This is a genomic window from Flavobacterium aquidurense (genome assembly GCF_002217195.1).
Classification (GTDB): Bacteria; Bacteroidota; Bacteroidia; order Flavobacteriales; family Flavobacteriaceae; genus Flavobacterium; species Flavobacterium frigidimaris.
In genome coordinates this window covers 19,243-36,773 of the sequence record NZ_MUGR01000022.1, presented here as the reverse complement: position 1 = coordinate 36,773, position 17,531 = coordinate 19,243, and the positions used below count along the sequence as shown (strand labels likewise).

Below are 17,531 nucleotides of genomic sequence, written 5' to 3'. Positions count from 1 at the left end.
CAAACTTTAAGCGAATAATTTTAAACACATAGAAACATAGGTCTTATTTTGCGAAAAGGTCATTGAAAAGAAACACATTTCTTTCACATAGCTCATGTGAATTAATGCTAAGTGAAATGCCTTTTTTACGCCATCAAAAGCTATGTTTCTATGTGTTTAAAATTATGCGCAAAAACTGATCAAAACTCTTTTATGATTTTAAAAAAATATTGTTTTCTACTTTTTGTGTTTTGCATTTTTCATAATAGTAAAGCACAAGAAAAAAAAAGCAAAACTATTGATTCTGTCAAAACACAAAAACTGGACGAAGTTGTTATTAGTCCGCTTCATATTAATACGCGCTTGCAAAATACGCCGGCCGCAATTGGTATTTTGTCCAAAAAAGATCTTTTGCAAAATAATGCGACAGATATCAGCACAGTAATCAATACAATTCCCGGAGTATTCATGCAATCATCGAATTTTACGACAACCCGGATTTCGATTCGTGGTATTGGTGCAAGATCTCCTTACGGAACTAATAAAATCAGGGCTTTTTACGGCAGTATTCCGCTGACATCCGGAAATAGCGAAACGGTTATTGACGATATCGATCTGGAAAATATTGGGCAACTTGAAGTTATCAAAGGGCCGCTTTCGAGTATTTATGGCGCGGGTTTGGGCGGTGCGATTTTAATTTCACCTCAACTTTCGAAAACCAATGGAGAAAATGCCAGCGTAAGCAGCGTTTTTGGTTCGTTTGGATTACTTAAAAACAGTTTGAATTATAGTGTGAATGAAAAAAGCGCTAGTCTGAATATCAATTACCATAATCTTAAAACCGATGGATGGAGAGAAAACAGTTCGTACAATCGCGAAGGAATTACACTTGCAGGAGAATTATTCAAAAAGAAAAACAACAAACTGACGTATTTTTCGAATTACACTTATTTGAAAGCCTATATTCCTAGTTCGATTACTAAGGAGGTTTTTGATTCTAACCCAAAACTTGGCGCACCAACCTGGGTGGCTTCAAAAGGATTTAAAGAATATAAATCTACTTTGGCCGGATTGGCTTATGATTTTAAAATTAATGATCATCTGAGTAATACTACTTCAATATTTGTCAATTATAAAGACAGTAACGAACCTCGCCCTTTTGATATTTTACGTCAATATACTTTTGGAACCGGAGGAAGAACGCAATTTTCAGGAGACTTTAAAATCGGAAAAACAGAAAATCAATTTATTGCGGGAATCGAATATTTCACGGATAATTATAACGGTAATACTTTTGAGAATCTTTACAAAACCAACAACGGCCAAGGAAGCTTACAAGGAAATCAATTAACAGAAACCGATCAAAAAAGACATTTTTACAATATTTTTTCGCAAATCAGAACTTTGCTTTCAGATCAATTCGAAATTCAGGCGGGATTGAATTATAATGAAACGCATTTTCAACTGACAAACTTTCTCCCAAATAAGAACTCAACAGAAAAATATAGTTATGATGGGATTTTTTCTCCTCAATTGTCTTTCCTATTTAAACCTAATGAGCAAAAAACTTTATACTTTTCAGCAAGTCGGGGGTTTTCATTGCCTGCCACAGAAGAAACACTTACAAGTTCCGGCAACATCAATCCGCATATAAAACCTGAAAGCGGTTATAATTTTGAAGCGGGTGGAAAATTCTACTTCTTCAACAAAAGCCTTTATACAGAATTTGCGGTTTACCGAATGGAAATAAAAGATTTATTAGTAGCAAAAAGAATCGGCGACGATCAATACGAAGGTATAAATGCCGGAAAAACGCTTCATGAAGGAATCGAAGTTTTAGCAAAACACAATTGGCCTATTAATCGCTTTCTCAGTTTAAATTCTTTTATCGCAGCTTCATTAGGAAAGTATGAGTTTAAGGATTTTGTCGATAACGGAAATGATTATTCCGGAAATAAATTAACCGGAGTTGCATCGAATAAAGTAAACGCGGGAATAATTTTAAATACTTCTTTGGGAATTTATTTTTCTGCCGATTTTCAGCTTACAGACAAAATTCCGCTAAACGATGCCAACTCTGCTTATTCAGATTCTTATCAAATCATCAATCTAAAAACAGGTTATCGTTTTGAAATTCTTCCTAATTTGAATACCAATTTAGCTTTCGGCATTAACAATGTTACGGATGAAAAATATGCCTCAATGATTTTGCCCAACGCCGTTGCAGTCGGAAATGCAAGTCCAAGATATTATTATCCGGGACTTCCTGTAAATTATTATGGAACGTTTTCACTAAATTACTTATTTTAGATGTGTATTAAATCAAAAAAAATGCCATCTGAATTACAAGCAAAACTAGACTATGTAAATGCGTACAGAGAAAACCGGCTATTGGCGGCTCAGTATATTTTAGAAAACCATCATTTATTTAGAGAATTGGTGTCGGTTTGTTTTTCGCCCGAAGACAAAAACAACCATAAGGCTTGTTGGATTTTAGAATTTGTATCCTACGAAGAATTAATCTGGCTCCAGCCTCATCTTGATTTCTTTTGTTCTAATTTAAAGGTTTTAAAAGATGAAAGTGCTATAAGACCTATTGCAAAAGTGGTTCAGCTTCTGGTAAAATCACATTATAAGAAAAACGAAAACAGTATTTCCCTCTCAGAAGATAATTTACAAGATTGCATTGAAGCTTCTTTCGACTGGCTGATTAATGACATAAAGGTAGCCACAAAAGCCTACTCCATAAGAACTTTATATGTGTTAGGAAATCATTACGACTGGATTCATCCTGAATTGCAAATTATCCTGAACAAAGATTATGGAGATCATTCAGCAGCTTATAAAGCTGTCGCTAAAGAAGTGTTGAAGAAAATCGAAAAGTAATTTTAGCCACAGATTAAAAGATTAAAATGATTTTTTAGTTAACCGCAAATTTCACAAATTAGCACAAATTTTTAATCTGCAAATCTTAACTTATAGCTTTGTGTTCTTTGTGTTCTTTGCATTCTTTTAAAAATGAAAACTTTGCGAAACCTTTGTGGACTTTGCGTTTAATCTTTTTTGCCACAGATTAAAAGATTAAAATGATTTTTTTAGTTAACCGCAAATTTCACAAATTAGCACAAATTTTAATCTACAAATCTTAACATAAAGCTTTGTGTTCTTTGCCTCCTTCTAACAATTAAACTTTGCGAACTTTGCGTAAATCTTTGCGGACTTTGCGGTTAAATTTTTCACCACAAATTAAAAAAAGTTAACCACAAATTCCACAAATTGTATTCTGGTTGAAATTAGAATTGGAAAAAAATCATGAAATTCGTGAAATTCGTGGCAAAAAAAAGATTAAAAAGTATCTTTGCAAAAACGCAACTACAATGAACTATTTTTCTTCTGATTTTAAATTAGGAATATTAGGTGGCGGACAATTAGGAAAAATGCTATTGTCTGACACTCGAAAATTTGACATACAAACTTATGTTTTAGATCCGAGCGACGAAGCTCCGAGTAAAATTGCCTGTAATAAATTCTTCAAAGGCGACTTGATGGATTATGAAACGGTTTACAATTTTGGAAAGCAAGTCGATGTTTTGACTTTCGAAATTGAATTGGTCAATCTTGAAGCTTTGACGCAACTCGAAAAAGAAGGCCTAAAAGTATATCCTTCTCCAAAGACCCTAAAAGGAATTCAGAATAAAGGCGTTCAAAAAGATTTTTATACTCAAAGTAATATCCCAACAGCCGCTTATTTAAGATTTGACAGTCCTGCACATTTGCAAAAGTCCGTTGGAAATAACGAAATCACCATTCCGTTTGTCTGGAAATGTACTGAATTCGGTTACGACGGAAATGGCGTAAAAGTCATTCGTCAGATTTCAGACATGGATGATTTACCAAATGTAGAATGTATTGCAGAAACGATGGTTCCGTTCAAAAATGAATTGGCCGTTATCGTAGTAAGAAACCCATCAGGAGAAATCAAAACCTACCCAGTTGTCGAAATGGAATTTCACCCGGAAGCGAACCAAGTAGAATATGTAATCTGCCCTGCCAGAATCGACGAAAAAGTAGCCGAAAAAGCCAGAGCAATTGCTTTGAATGTTTCGGAGAAATTCAATCATGTTGGTCTTTTGGCAGTTGAAATGTTCCAAACTCACGAAGATGAAATTTTGGTAAATGAGGTCGCTCCTCGCCCGCACAATTCAGGTCATTATTCGATCGAAGCAAGTTATACATCACAATTCGAAAATCATCTACGCGCTATTTTAGATCTTCCGTTAGGAAACACAGACAGTAAAGTTGCGGGAGTTATGGTAAATTTAGTAGGCGCCGAAGGTTTTTCAGGAGATGTGGTTTACGAAAATATTGAAACCATTTTAGGATGGGATGGAGTTACTCCACATATTTACGGTAAAAAACAAACAAGACCTTTCAGAAAAATGGGTCACGTTACGATTGTAAATGAAAACATGGGTGAAGCAAGAAGAATTGCCGAGGATGTTAAGAATACAATTAAAGTGATTTCGGAATAATTAAAAAATTTAAAGATTGAATGATTTAAAGACTATCATAGTAATCTTTAAATCATTCAATCATTTTAATCTTAAATAAAATAAAATGAGCAAAGTAGCCATCATAATGGGAAGTATCTCTGACATGCCAGTCATGCAGGATGCCATCGACATACTAAAACAATTTAATATCGAAACTGAAGTAGATATCGTTTCGGCACACAGAACACCGGAAAAATTATTCGATTTCAGTAAAAATGCTCATACTCGCGGGATTTCGGTAATTATTGCCGGAGCCGGAGGCGCTGCGCATTTACCGGGAATGGTAGCTTCGATGTCGCCGCTTCCTGTAATTGGGGTTCCTGTAAAATCAAGCAATTCTATAGATGGATGGGATTCGGTTTTATCAATTCTTCAAATGCCGGGCGGAGTTCCTGTAGCAACTGTAGCTCTAAACGGAGCAAAAAATGCCGGAATTCTAGCAGCACAAATCATCGGAAGTCACGACAAAAGAGTACTTGATACGATTATTGCTTACAAAGAAGAATTGAAAGCAGCGGTTAACAAAGCCGCTGAAGGATTGAAATAGTTTTCAGTTTTCAGTCGTAGTTTTCAATATAAACTGCTACTGAATAGAATATTAAAACAGAAAGGCTTCCCATTACGGAAGCCTTTCTGTTTTAATTATATTTTTTAAAATTATGCTTCATCTTCAATTTCCTCAAGAACAGATTCAAATTCATATTCTGTAATATCTTCTTTATTTATCCAATTCTCTGAAGTAACCAGATCATAATTCACATTATCTTCTGTTGTCAATTCCCAAACAATAGCCTCAGCTTCCGGAAATGGAATATTTTGAGACATTTGATTTTCGAACAATCTTTTGATAAGATTTCTATCAGATAAACCATTTTTCAATAATTTCAGCACATTTTCGGCTGTCAGCTTTTGTGCTTCACCCTCTGTTGGTGTCATTGAAAAATGAACAACAGAAGCTTTTGCATTGGGGAATTTTCCGTTGTATGCTTTAAAAAGTAATTGATTGATATGAAACAAAGTTCCCTGCATATCGATTTCAGGATATTCCTCACAAACTTTATCAATTAACATATTGTGCGATATTTGCTCAATTTGTCCGTCGCCTAATCGATCAGCAAATTTGTATTTCAAAACTATTTCAGCAGCTTCATTAGGTTCGTAATCCGAAATAGCCATTTCTAACAATTCCGGTAAACTCGCTTTATCTGCTGTTCCCCCGTCCGGATAATTGAATTTTTCTAATAACTGAACAAAATCTTCATCAGACCAATATCCTTCTACTTCATTAACCGTATCTATATTCTTTATAACAACTTGATAATTCATCATTTTTCTATTTTACAATTTGTGATTAGCATTTTATATTCTAATCGTATTTTTTCAATTTACAATTTTTAAAACCCTTACAGCAATAAATAACATATCTATAACACAATTTAAGAGGATTTTATGCCGAGAATCGATTTTGTATAGATGATTAGATTTTTATAAATTGCTATCTTTGGAATTCAAAAATTTTACTTCAATTAATAAAATTAATTACATTATAATGAACGTTTTACTTTCAAAATTCACAACCAAACATAACACAGCTCCTTTTTCTCAAATTAAAATCGAAGATTATCTTCCGGCTTTTCAGGAAGGAATTTCTTTGGCTAAAGCCGAAATTGATGCTATTGTAAACAATCCCGAAGCGCCAACTTTTGAAAATACTGTTGTAACGATGGATTTCTCAGGAGATATTTTAGATCGCCTTTCGAGTGTTTTCTTCAATTTGAATTCGGCTGAAACGAGTGATGAAATGCAAAAAATCGCTCAGGAAGTTTCGCCTTTATTATCAGAATTCGGAAATGACATTACTTTAAACGCTGCTTTATTTGCGAAGATAAAAGCCGTTTACGATCAAAAGGAAACATTAAATCTAAATCCGGAACAAACAACTCTTTTAGATAAAAAATACAAAAGCTTCTCCAGAAACGGAGCGAATCTTCCGGAAGACAAAAAAGATAAACTTCGTGAAATTGACAAAGAATTATCGAGGTTGAGTCTGCAATTTGGCGAAAATGTTTTGGCAGAAACCAATGCTTTCGAATTGCATCTGACTGACGAAAAAGACTTAGCAGGATTACCTGAAGGAACTATTGAAGCAGCCAGATTATTAGCAAAAGGCAAAGAAAAAGACGGCTGGATTTTTACTTTAGACCATCCAAGTTATGTTCCGTTTTTGACTTATGCTGATAATCGTGAATTGCGTAAAAAAATGGCAATTGCTTTTGGAGCAAAAGCTTTTCAGAAGAACGAATTCGACAATCAGGAAAATGTTTTACAAATTGCGAAATTACGTTTCGAAAGAGCCAATTTGTTAGGTTATAAAACGCACGCACATTTCGTTTTGGAAGAAAGAATGGCCGAAAGTCCGGAGAAAGTTTTCTCTTTCCTAAATGATTTATTAGCTAAAGCAAAACCTGCAGCCCAAAAAGAATTTGCTGAATTAACGGCTTTCGCCAAAGAACTGGACGGAATTGAGCAATTAGAAAAATGGGATGGCGCTTATTATTCTGAAAAACTAAAGCAACAGCTTTTTAATTTAGACGATGAAAAACTAAAACCGTATTTTCAATTAGAAAAAGTATTAAACGGTGCTTTTACAGTTGCCAAAAAATTATACGGATTAACATTTACCGAAGTTTTTGATATCGATAAATACCATGAAGAAGTTACCACTTACGAAGTAACCGATGCAGAGGATAATTTAGTTTCAATTTTCTATGCTGATTTCTTTCCAAGAAAAGGAAAAAGAAACGGTGCCTGGATGACTTCTTTCAAATCACAATCTATAAAAAATGGCGTAAACGAAAGACCACATATTTCGAACGTTTGCAATTTTACCAAACCAACAGAAACGAAACCATCTTTATTGACTTTTAATGAAGTGACGACTTTGTTCCATGAATTTGGTCACGGTTTACACGGAATGTTAGCCAATACAACTTATCCAAGTTTATCCGGAACTTCAGTGTTTTGGGATTTTGTAGAATTACCAAGTCAGATTATGGAAAACTGGTGTTACGAACCGGAAGCTTTGGCTTTGTTTGCAAACCACTACGAAACGGGAGAAATTATTCCGATTGAATATGTACAAAAAATTAAGGAAAGTGCAAGCTTTCAGGAAGGAATGGCCACTTTACGCCAATTGAGTTTTGGATTGTTAGATATGGCTTGGCACGGACAAGATCCAACGAATATTACAGATTTAAAAACATTCGAAACAGAACAATTTGCCAATACGCAACTCTATCCAGACGTAAAAGAAAATGCGATGAGTACAGCATTTTCTCATATTTTTCAGGGTGGATATTCTTCCGGATACTACAGCTATAAATGGGCTGAAGTCTTAGATGCAGATGCTTTTGAATACTTTCAGGAGAAAGGAATTTTCAATCCTGAAGTAGCGGCAAAATTCAAAGACAATGTACTCTCTAAAGGAGGAACAGAACATCCTATGATTTTATACAAACGTTTTAGAGGTCAGGAACCAAAACCGGAAGCTTTATTGAAGAGAGCGGGACTTTTGTAGATTGTTAGACTTCTTAGAATATTAGATAATTAGAAACCGGAGCAAAAAACACTTCGGTTTTTTAATTTGATTTTGACTGTAAATAAATGTTATTTATCTTCACCACCTTTTAAATCTTAATCTTACAAAATACATCTTGAAAAAATATTTTAAAATATTCCTTTGTCTTTCCCTTCTTGGGTTAATAGCAATCATTTCGGTAAATTTATATGTAAAATCAACAACGAAAAAGCATATTTATTATTCCCTAAAAAAATTCCCTAAAAACGATGTGGGAATTATTTTTGGTGCCGGAATTAATGGAGATCAGCCCAGCAAATATTTAAAAGACCGATTGGATGCCGGAATCTTATTATATAAAGCCAACCGAATTAATAAAATTTTACTTTCGGGAGATAATGGCCGTGACGAATATGACGAACTAACCGTAATGAAAAATTACTGTTTCAAACACGGAGTTGATACCACAAAAATATTTATTGATTATGCAGGATTCGATACTTATTCTACAATGTATCGCGCCAAACATATTTTCAACATCAAAAAAGCCACTTTAATCACTCAGGAATACCATTTGAACCGTGCAATTTATATTGGGCAAAAACTAGGCATAAAATCTGTTGGATATTCGGCTAATTCAGGAGAATATCTTGGATACAAATATGTTACTTTTAGAGAATACGGTTCTATTTTTAAATCCTTTTTTGATGTTTTGAGAAATCGTGAACCACGATTTTTAGGAAATCCAATTGATATCAACGGAGTTTCAAATTATTCTAAAGAAGACAAACGATAAAAAAAGCCTGCAAAATTTTGCAGGCTTTTTTATTAAAGTAAAATCCCTATTCTTTACTCTATTTTCTTTATTCTATATTCTAAATCATTTACTCTTTCTCCAAAACCTTTTTGGCCAGTTTTCCAACAGTCAGTCCTTGTACTACGATTGAAAACAATACCACAATATAAGTTACTTCCAGCAACAGGTTTTTATATTCCCCTTCCGGCATAGAAAGTACTAATGCGATAGAAACTCCACCGCGAATTCCTCCCCAAACTAAAACCATTAAGGATCCTTTGTTGTAGGCAGATTTAATTCCGAAAAATTTAAATATATCAAAGAATTTCCACGGTAAAACGATAGAAAAAATTCTGGCGAATAGCACTATAAAAATAGCGACAAAACCGGTTAGTAATTGTTTGTTTAAATCTGGTAACAATAACAACTCAAAACCAATGAATAAGAATAAAATAGCGTTTAATATTTCATCAATAAGTTCCCAAAACTTACCCAAATAATCCTGAGTAACTTCGCTCATGGCTACTTTTTTACCATAATTACCAATAATCAATCCTGCGACTACCATCGCCAGCGGGCTTGAAACGTGAAGACTTTGCGCAATCAAAAATCCTCCCATTACGATAGAAAGTGTGATTAGGACAGAGACTTTATAATCGTCGATTTTCTTCATAACCCTTGATGCAGTATATCCTAATACAGCTCCTAATAAAAGTCCGCCTATTCCTTCTTTTGCAAATAACCAGGCGATAGAACCAAAAGTCATATCAAATGTAGGATCGGTTGCCATTTTTAGAACGACAGCAAACATTACTACTGCTACTCCATCATTAAACAACGATTCACCAACAATTTTGGTTTCTATTCTTTTAGGAACTTTTGCTTGTTTTAAAACGCCCAACACCACGATTGGATCCGTTGGAGAAATTAAGGTCCCAAAAACCAAACAAAATATATACGGAATTTTGATTCCCAAAATTGGTGCAATATAGTAAAGCAATATAGAAATAATTAACGCTGATAGTACGACACTCACCGTAGAATAAATCATGATGGGAATTTTTTGTTCCTTAAGATCAGACATATTCACATGCAGTGCACCAGCGAAAAGAAGAAAATTCAACATTGCTCCCATTAAGATTTCGTTGAAGTCAAATTCTTTTATCAATTCAAAAAAATGTTTTGTAGTGTCCGGAAAATAAGAATCTCCCAGCAGACGAATGCCTACAGAAACTAACATGGCAATAATCATTATTCCAATAGTTCCCGGAAGTTTTAAAAATCTTAAATTTAAATAGGCGAAGAAAGAGGCCAATACTATTAGTATTGAAAAGGTGTAGTATAATTCCATAAAAGTGATTTTTACAAAAATATCTTTCCATTACTTAATACAAAATTCCATTTAGTGAATTAACATAACTTTATAATTTTACAAGTCGGCCATTACACTATTCTTAAAAATTTACCATTTATACAAGATTAAATTCAAAGAATAAACATCTATACTTTATTCAATCCCGGGATTATCTTAAAGACAATAAAACAGCACACGAATAACAATGTATTTTTATTCATTTTCTTATAGGTTTAAGTTGATCCGATAACGGGATTATTTCAATAAAAAAGACCGCCTTAAACAGACGATCTTTAAATCAAAACTCTTACTGAGTCAGGAAATTTTTATTATCCTGTTGAATTTGTTTTTGGGAGAAATTTATTTCTAAACCAATTCTTCTTTTAGGCTTTTTGCTGCCGCTACCGGTACATTTTCAACATTATGCTGATAATATGAAAAACCTCCAGTTCCGTTCCATGCATTATCGATTGCTAAGTGAGCATCAAAATTGGCCAAAAAAGATCCTATTGCAGGAGGCGGAACACTATGAACGTATTGTCCTTGCAGACTAACTACTTTCGTAACGTTTCCTATTCCTGTGGCATATATTTTTCCGGTTACCTGAACAACAATATGGCTATCAGGACCTTGTATTGCCTGAGTAACGACTACTGTACCCGATACTGAATTTTGTGACGGTACTACTACTAAACTAAATGTTGCGATTGGAGCACCTGGCATTCCAACATTTCCAATTGTGCCTTGTGCTAAATAAGCACCTGCTAATAAATTTGACATAACTTTTTGATTTAGGTTTCCTACTCATAAGGCTTTTCGGGGACGCCTCGTTTTTTTTAGTGGTTTCTGCTCCACCTGATTTGTTAATGCTATTATTTAAAATGTTTAAAAAACATCCAGAATAATGCATTTGGCATTATTTCTATTTCAAAACTATACCAAATAAAAAAGCATAATTAATAAAATGATACAGAATGGAAATTATTGGTTATGAATGAGATAATGAATGACACAGAAAAATTCAACACGTAAAAACACTTATTTATTCTCATTTAAAAAAAATTAAACACGTTTTTTAAATTAAACTTTCATTTATTTTTGAAAGTTTAAAAACTTTTACTTACATTTGATCCATGGAATTCAAAGAAGCAAAAAATAAGTTCGTACAAACCTGGGGAGCGTTAGGTTCTCAATGGGGAATTAATAAAACTATGGCGCAGATCCATGCTTTATTAATGGTCTCAAACGAACCTGTTTCTATGGAAGATATTATGGAGGAATTGCAAATTTCCCGTGGCAATGCCAGCATGAACTTAAGAGCTTTAATGGATTGGGGAATTGTATATAAAGAATACAAAGCCGGAGAAAGAAGAGAGTTTTTTACTGCCGAAAAAGATTTAGATGAATTGGCGGTTAAAATTTCAAGAGAAAGAAGCAAGAGAGAAATCAAACCAGCTCTTAAAATCCTAAAAGAAGTTTCGACAATCGAAGCAAAGGATTCCGCAGAAGAGAAACACTTTGTAGATCAAACTTCCAAATTGTACGATTTCGTATTAAAGGCAGACAATATGTTAGACAAAATGACTGAATTTAATGACAACTGGTTGGGGAAACTAGTTTTAAAAATAATGAAGTAAAAAAATTTAACCAAAACTTTCATTTTTTTCTGAAAGTTTAAAACAAACCATAACTATAAAAACCACAAAACAATTAAACACTTTTGCTATAGGACTTCCTCTTTTAATTCTTCTCACATATCCAATTACGAAAGAAGGAGCTCTTGTTTATGCTATGCTTTCAACAATTATAACAGGCTTTGTTCAGGTACTACTAGGAATTAAAATGATATTTGAAGAGCCACACAATAGATACATTCAAATTTATATTGGAGGAGTTGTTTTGTTTTTTCTGATATGTTTCTTCCAAATCGAAATTTACTATAATGAATATATCAGAGTTATATTGATTAGTATGCCGGCAATTTTAGCAATCTATCTCTCAATTTTAATCTATAAAAAAACAGACTAATGAACTTCTTAAAAGCAGAATGGAAAAACCTGGCACTTTTCAATTATGAAGTTGATGCCGGAATACTGGAAAAATATGTTCCCACCGGAACCGAAATAGACATCTGGAACAACAAATGTTACGTGAGTCTGGTTGGTTTTATGTTCAAAAACACGAAAGTTTTAGGATTGAAAGTTCCATTTCATATCAATTTTGAAGAAGTCAATTTAAGATTCTACGTAAAACGTTTTGAAAATGGAGAATGGAAACGCGGTGTGGTTTTCATCAAAGAAATTGTTCCTAAAAGCGCCATCACTTTTGTTGCAAATACTTTGTATCAGGAACATTATGAAACTCAGAAAATGAGACATGAAGTTGTAGAAAACGAAAATACAAATACTTTTATTTACCAATGGGCGAATAAGGAAAAATGGAACAACATTCAGCTAGAAACCAGAAAAAAACCAATAGAAATTGAAATCGGTTCTGAAGCTGAATTTATTACAGAACACTACTTTGGTTATACCAAAATCAATAACCAGCTCACTTTCGAATACGAAGTTACCCATCCAAGATGGGAACAATTAGAGGTTATTAATCATAAAACAGATATTGACTTCGCAAAAACATACGGTAACGAATTTGAATTTTTACAAACCACAAATCCAACTTCAGTTTTCCTGGCTAAAGGTTCTAAAATTGGTGTGAAAAATAAAAGAAAGCTTGAATTTATTCCACAATTAGAGCACGAAATGACAATCTAAAAATACAAGTTATGAATCTCAATATTATAGGATACTTCATATATCTCGGTATAACAATTTTCATCATCCTAAAAGTTGGAAAAATCTGCTATAAAAACGGCAACATTTATGTCGCAGAACTAATTCCTAATCACGCAGATACCTGTCAAAAAATCAATCAGGTTTTACTTTTAGGTTACTATTTATTAAATATCGGGTATTGTGCAATGACTTTGATTTCCTGGCAAAAGATACAATCAGCAACTCAACTTATAGAAACAATTGGCATCAAAACATCCATAATAATATTCATCATTTCTATTTTACATTACCTCAACATTATAATGCTAACCAAGTACATTCATAAATTAATCAAATAACACCTTAAATTAAATATCATGGAAACTACAAAAATCTTAATCGGTTACGGCATCTATTTACCAATTGCGCTATTTCTTACTTACTATGTTTCTAAAACACTTTTTAAAAACGGAAAAATCTTTATGCTGGACATTTTCAAAGGTCGCGAAGATATTGCAGAAGCAACCAACAGACTTTTTGAGACAGGATTTTATCTTTTAAATATTGGTTTTGCCCTAATGATTTTACAAATGCAATTGAGCAATAACAGTTATCAGGAATTAATTGAAAGACTGAGTTACAAAATTGGAGGGTTTTCTATTTATCTTGGCGTAATGTTATTCTTTAATTTGTATTTTTTCTTTAGAGGAAAAAGAAAAGCCAAAGAAGCGCAGGAAGAAGAAAGACTGGTTTTTAAAGCATAATTTCACGAAACCTAACAGGTTTTTAAAACCTGTTAGGTTTAACTCAAATCAAAAAAATGAAAATGAACAAGCTTATTATCGCAGCCGGAACAGGATTTTTAGGACAAGTTCTCGTAAATCATTTCAAAGATAAATTTGAAGAAATTGTAATTCTGACTCGTGGAAAATCTCAAACAATCGACGGAATAAAATATGTCAACTGGAATGCCAGAACTTTTTCAGGCTGGGAAAATGAACTTGAAAATGCAACAGTTTTAATAAATCTTGCAGGAAAATCTGTTGATTGCCGTTATACCCCAAAGAATAAAAAGGAAATCTTATTATCAAGAATTGAAAGCACTAAGGTTTTAAACAAAGCGGTTTTGAATTGCAAAAACCCACCGAAACAATGGCTGAACTCATCAACTTCTACTATATACAGATTTTCTTTAGACAAGCAAATGGACGAAATTGATGGCGAAATCGGGAATGACTTTTCTATAAACGTCGCATTATCCTGGGAAAAAGCATTTTTTAAAACTGAAACTCCAAATACTTTAAAAACCGCTTTGCGAACTTCTATCGTTTTAGGTAAAAAGGGCGGTGCTTTTATTCCCTTAAAAACTTTGGCAAAAATTGGATTCGGAGGAAAACAGGGAAAAGGAAATCAGTTTATCAGCTGGATTCACGAAGAAGATTTTGCCAACGCCATTGATTTTATTATCGAAAAAGAAATTACCGGAGTGATTAATGTTGTTTCTCCGCAACCGGTTCGTAATGCTGATTTTATGCAAAAGCTTAGAAAAGCAGTTGGTTTTCCTTTCGGAATTCCGGTAAATACTTTTTTACTGAAAATTGGATCTTTCTTTATTCGAACAGAAGCAGAATTAGTATTGAAAAGCAGAAATGTGATTCCGAAAAGGCTTTTAGAGAATGGGTTTAAGTTTAAGTTTGGTGATATTGATGAGGCATTTACAAATTTATTAAAGAAATGAAAGAACAAAATACAGATTGGATTTTTTTATTTAAACATTGGATCTTCACACTGTTACTAGGTCCGGTTATTTCTCAACTAATAATGTATATTATAGTTTTACATCCAAATAAAATTGTAGGCTTATTAGAAGTATTTCCCTTAGCTTTTATTTTTAGTTTGCTTTTTTCAATCCCCACCTATATTATCTATGCCTCCGCTTACAATTATTTTCTAAAAAAGACTTACCAATTTTACTTTCAAAATTCATTTTAATTTCAATAGTCGTGAGCAGTATTTTTATAACTTCATATCTCATAAAAGGATACATGTGGTTGGATATTGCAATATCGTATTCCATTTCATCTATCATTAGCGGATTATTTTTTAAGTTGAATTTTAAAGATGAAGAAGAAAACGCAGAATAGATTTCTTTAAAACTTAGGTGGAGCAAAATATTTGCAGAAAACATACTACACGTTCTTTCATTAGCTCCAGAGGAGCGCCATATTTATAGAAATCAATAATCAGACCCACCTTTAAGCTCCGGCGGAGCGACATATTTTTATTACTATATATCACCCCGATGGGGTTTTCAATGAAATCCACTTATTTTTCTATAAATATATCGTCCCGCTGGGACTTACTACTATGAGTATATATGCTTTATTAAATCATCCAAAAAAATAACAATATAAAATCTTCGTCAAAGTTTTAAATTTTGACAAATACAACTCATACCAACACCAACCATGACCACAATCACCTCACCACAAAAATAAAAGCACCAAAACAAACCGTTTTCGATGCATCCAGAAACATAGATATTCACCAGCAATCTGCAAGTCCTACAAATGAAAAGGCAATTGCAGGCGTGACATCTGGTTTAATAAATTTAAACGAAACAGTAACCTGGCGTGGCAAACATTTTGGCTTTTATCTCACCCATAAAAGTAAGATTACAGCAATGAATTTTTATGATTATTTTGTGGATGAAATGGAAGAAGGGAAATTCAAATCGTTTAAACACAAACATTTTTTTGAAGAAGAAAACGGGGTTACTATCATGAAAGATAAATTGCAATATGAGACTCCATTTGGAATTTTTGGACAATTATTTGATATTTTGTTCCTCGAAAAACATCTTACTCAATTTCTTTTAGAGAGGAATAAGATCCTGAAAGAAGTTTCAGAAAAACAGCTTTAAAATAATTTTATTACTTTTAATATGCATTTGAAACAAAAGATAATCTATAAATCATTAAAAAATAAACGGTATGACTCTAAAGACTAAAATTTTATCCTTAGCATTTTTTACTTTTTCAACTATTGGATTCGCACAAAGTAATTGTGCCACCCTAAAAGGCTGTGAAAGAAAATTATGTGAGTTAAACATAAAATTAGCCGCCGCTAAAAAAGCCGGTAATCAAAATCAGATCAAAGGAGTTGAAGATGCAATATCGAAAACCAGAAAGAACTGTACTACTAAAACAGTACAAAGTGATCTTGATAAAAAAGTAAAAGAAAAACAGCAAAAAGTTAAGGAGAAAACTGCTGATCTGAATGAAGCGATTAAAGACAAAGAAAGTCAGGAAAAAATCGATAAAAAAAGAAAGAAATTAAACGAAGCTAAAGCCGATTTGAATAAAGCATTGGCAGAACAGAAAACAAAATAATTGTTTTGTAATTTTTCCTCTAGCAGATTGGGCAGATTTTAAATATTAATCTTCTTTTGAAAATGACTTTTCTCATTTTACGTTTTGCGTGAGGGATAGAGGCGGTATCCTTTTATAAAGCGTAGCGGAATAAAAGATTTAGCCGAAAGCCCAGTTCGCTTTTTTCGGCGAACATGCCAAAATAAAAAGAGAACATTTAAGATTCCGATGCTGAACACATCGTTTTTTTTATTTCTAAAAAACTGAACTAAAGAAAAACAATCATCAACCACCAAAATATCGGTACGCTTTCGACCCAGAAAGAAGTATAGTATTTAGATCGGTTTGAGTTTGCGAATAAGATAAACAACATCAGCATGACGACCATAATAAGGTTTATAATAAGATCATGAACGCTGAATGTCAATATTCCCACTATCCAAAATGGGACCAAAAGTAAAAATCCCAAAATTTTAGTTTTCTTTACCCCAATTGTTTGCGGAACGGTTTTGAGATGCGGATCATCATTGGCTAAATCCAGAATCTCAAAAACCAGAATCAGTACAAAAACCAATACAAACCGCTGAATGCATTTGATAAAAAAGTCAGGAATAAACGGAACTTCAGCATTTATATATGGCAGAACCAAAGTCGCTCCTACCCAACAAAGCGCGACAATGTAAATTTTTACTCCGGCCCAGTTTCTCGCATTCTTCCTGTTAGGAAAAAAGGGCAACGTATAAAGTGCTGTTATGGCAAAAATTACAACAGATACAATTTGTGTAATTCGCTTGAGATGAAAAAAATAATAACCAACCAGAACGAGTGAAATCAGACTTAACACAGCGATGATTTTCAGTTGATTTCCTACCGGTTTTCTCTTCACCCGGACCAATGCATCGTATTTAACAAAATTATACCCCACAATTGTTCCAAAAAAAACGAACAAAGCCATCGGCTCATCGTACTGAAGATGAAACACATGAAACGTAACCCGAACCAAAGCATAGCAGGATAAAGCCACATGAATACTGCTATTGAGGTAAAAATCGAATATCTGTTTTAATAGTTTCATCCTTTAAATCTAATCAATTATTAACAAATCAACTCTTTAGTTGTAAATTTCATAA

The 17,531-nt window shown here is 33.2% G+C and carries 17 protein-coding genes; 13 read left to right on the top strand and 4 right to left on the bottom strand.

The features are described from left to right. Window positions 1–192: 192 nt before the first annotated feature. The 4 genes from B0A67_RS11310 (at window position 193) to purE (ending at window position 5,079) form a co-directional block, all read left to right on the top strand. Window positions 193–2,289: a TonB-dependent receptor gene (locus B0A67_RS11310; RefSeq protein ID WP_072960919.1), complete on the top strand. Its 2,097-nt coding sequence runs from the start codon at window positions 193–195 to the stop codon at window positions 2,287–2,289. Window positions 2,290–2,310: 21 nt separating this feature from the next. Next, window positions 2,311–2,865: a hypothetical protein gene (locus B0A67_RS11305; protein WP_072960916.1), complete on the top strand. Its 555-nt coding sequence runs from the start codon at window positions 2,311–2,313 to the stop codon at window positions 2,863–2,865. Between the two features lie 491 nt (window positions 2,866–3,356). Next, on the top strand, window positions 3,357–4,511 hold the full coding sequence (locus tag B0A67_RS11300) for a 5-(carboxyamino)imidazole ribonucleotide synthase (protein WP_072960912.1): 1,155 nt from the start codon (window positions 3,357–3,359) through the stop codon (window positions 4,509–4,511). An 85-nt stretch (window positions 4,512–4,596) separates the two neighbouring features. Next, the gene (gene purE, locus B0A67_RS11295; protein ID WP_072960526.1) at window positions 4,597–5,079 is read left to right on the top strand and encodes a 5-(carboxyamino)imidazole ribonucleotide mutase; all 483 of its coding nucleotides are present in this window, start codon (window positions 4,597–4,599) and stop codon (window positions 5,077–5,079) included. Between the two features lie 110 nt (window positions 5,080–5,189). Here the strand turns inward: purE and B0A67_RS11290 are convergent, their stop codons facing one another. Continuing rightward, window positions 5,190–5,861 (bottom strand): hypothetical protein, encoded by a 672-nt coding sequence (locus B0A67_RS11290; RefSeq protein WP_242670953.1) that lies wholly within the window; start codon window positions 5,859–5,861, stop codon window positions 5,190–5,192. A gap of 220 nt (window positions 5,862–6,081) precedes the next feature. Between B0A67_RS11290 and B0A67_RS11285 the strand changes: the two genes are divergently transcribed. Both B0A67_RS11285 and B0A67_RS11280 read left to right on the top strand, forming a co-directional pair. Continuing rightward, complete coding sequence (locus tag B0A67_RS11285) at window positions 6,082–8,109, top strand: M3 family metallopeptidase (RefSeq protein WP_072960909.1); 2,028 nt, start codon at window positions 6,082–6,084, stop codon at window positions 8,107–8,109. Window positions 8,110–8,245: 136 nt separating this feature from the next. Beyond that, window positions 8,246–8,905: a SanA/YdcF family protein gene (locus B0A67_RS11280; RefSeq protein ID WP_072960520.1), complete on the top strand. Its 660-nt coding sequence runs from the start codon at window positions 8,246–8,248 to the stop codon at window positions 8,903–8,905. A gap of 88 nt (window positions 8,906–8,993) precedes the next feature. Here B0A67_RS11280 and B0A67_RS11275 read toward each other — a convergent pair whose 3' ends face one another. Both B0A67_RS11275 and B0A67_RS11270 read right to left on the bottom strand, forming a co-directional pair. Next, window positions 8,994–10,256 (bottom strand): cation:proton antiporter, encoded by a 1,263-nt coding sequence (locus B0A67_RS11275; protein WP_072960517.1) that lies wholly within the window; start codon window positions 10,254–10,256, stop codon window positions 8,994–8,996. Between the two features lie 369 nt (window positions 10,257–10,625). Further along, complete coding sequence (locus tag B0A67_RS11270; protein ID WP_072960514.1) at window positions 10,626–11,039, bottom strand: DUF1842 domain-containing protein; 414 nt, start codon at window positions 11,037–11,039, stop codon at window positions 10,626–10,628. A gap of 353 nt (window positions 11,040–11,392) precedes the next feature. Between B0A67_RS11270 and B0A67_RS11265 the strand changes: the two genes are divergently transcribed. The 7 genes from B0A67_RS11265 to B0A67_RS11225 all read left to right on the top strand — a co-directional run bounded on the left by B0A67_RS11265 (window position 11,393) and on the right by B0A67_RS11225 (window position 16,422). Beyond that, window positions 11,393–11,896, top strand: a complete 504-nt coding sequence (locus tag B0A67_RS11265) for a GbsR/MarR family transcriptional regulator (protein WP_072960512.1) — start codon at window positions 11,393–11,395, stop codon at window positions 11,894–11,896. A gap of 390 nt (window positions 11,897–12,286) precedes the next feature. Beyond that, window positions 12,287–13,030, top strand: a complete 744-nt coding sequence (locus tag B0A67_RS11255; protein ID WP_072960506.1) for a YqjF family protein — start codon at window positions 12,287–12,289, stop codon at window positions 13,028–13,030. An 11-nt stretch (window positions 13,031–13,041) separates the two neighbouring features. Beyond that, complete coding sequence (locus B0A67_RS11250; protein WP_072960503.1) at window positions 13,042–13,389, top strand: hypothetical protein; 348 nt, start codon at window positions 13,042–13,044, stop codon at window positions 13,387–13,389. 18 nt (window positions 13,390–13,407) lie between these two features. Then, on the top strand, window positions 13,408–13,794 hold the full coding sequence (locus B0A67_RS11245) for a hypothetical protein (protein ID WP_072960500.1): 387 nt from the start codon (window positions 13,408–13,410) through the stop codon (window positions 13,792–13,794). A gap of 62 nt (window positions 13,795–13,856) precedes the next feature. Further along, on the top strand, window positions 13,857–14,768 hold the full coding sequence (locus B0A67_RS11240) for a TIGR01777 family oxidoreductase (RefSeq protein ID WP_072960906.1): 912 nt from the start codon (window positions 13,857–13,859) through the stop codon (window positions 14,766–14,768). 699 nt (window positions 14,769–15,467) lie between these two features. Next, window positions 15,468–15,953, top strand: a complete 486-nt coding sequence (locus tag B0A67_RS11230) for an SRPBCC family protein (RefSeq protein ID WP_072960494.1) — start codon at window positions 15,468–15,470, stop codon at window positions 15,951–15,953. A 70-nt stretch (window positions 15,954–16,023) separates the two neighbouring features. Further along, entirely contained in the window at window positions 16,024–16,422 is a 399-nt protein-coding gene (locus B0A67_RS11225) for a DUF1090 family protein (RefSeq protein ID WP_084074565.1), read from the top strand. Window positions 16,423–16,669: 247 nt separating this feature from the next. Here B0A67_RS11225 and B0A67_RS11220 read toward each other — a convergent pair whose 3' ends face one another. Beyond that, window positions 16,670–17,476, bottom strand: coding sequence for a UbiA prenyltransferase family protein (locus B0A67_RS11220; protein WP_072960490.1), 807 nt, complete (start codon window positions 17,474–17,476; stop codon window positions 16,670–16,672). Window positions 17,477–17,531 lie beyond the last annotated feature (55 nt).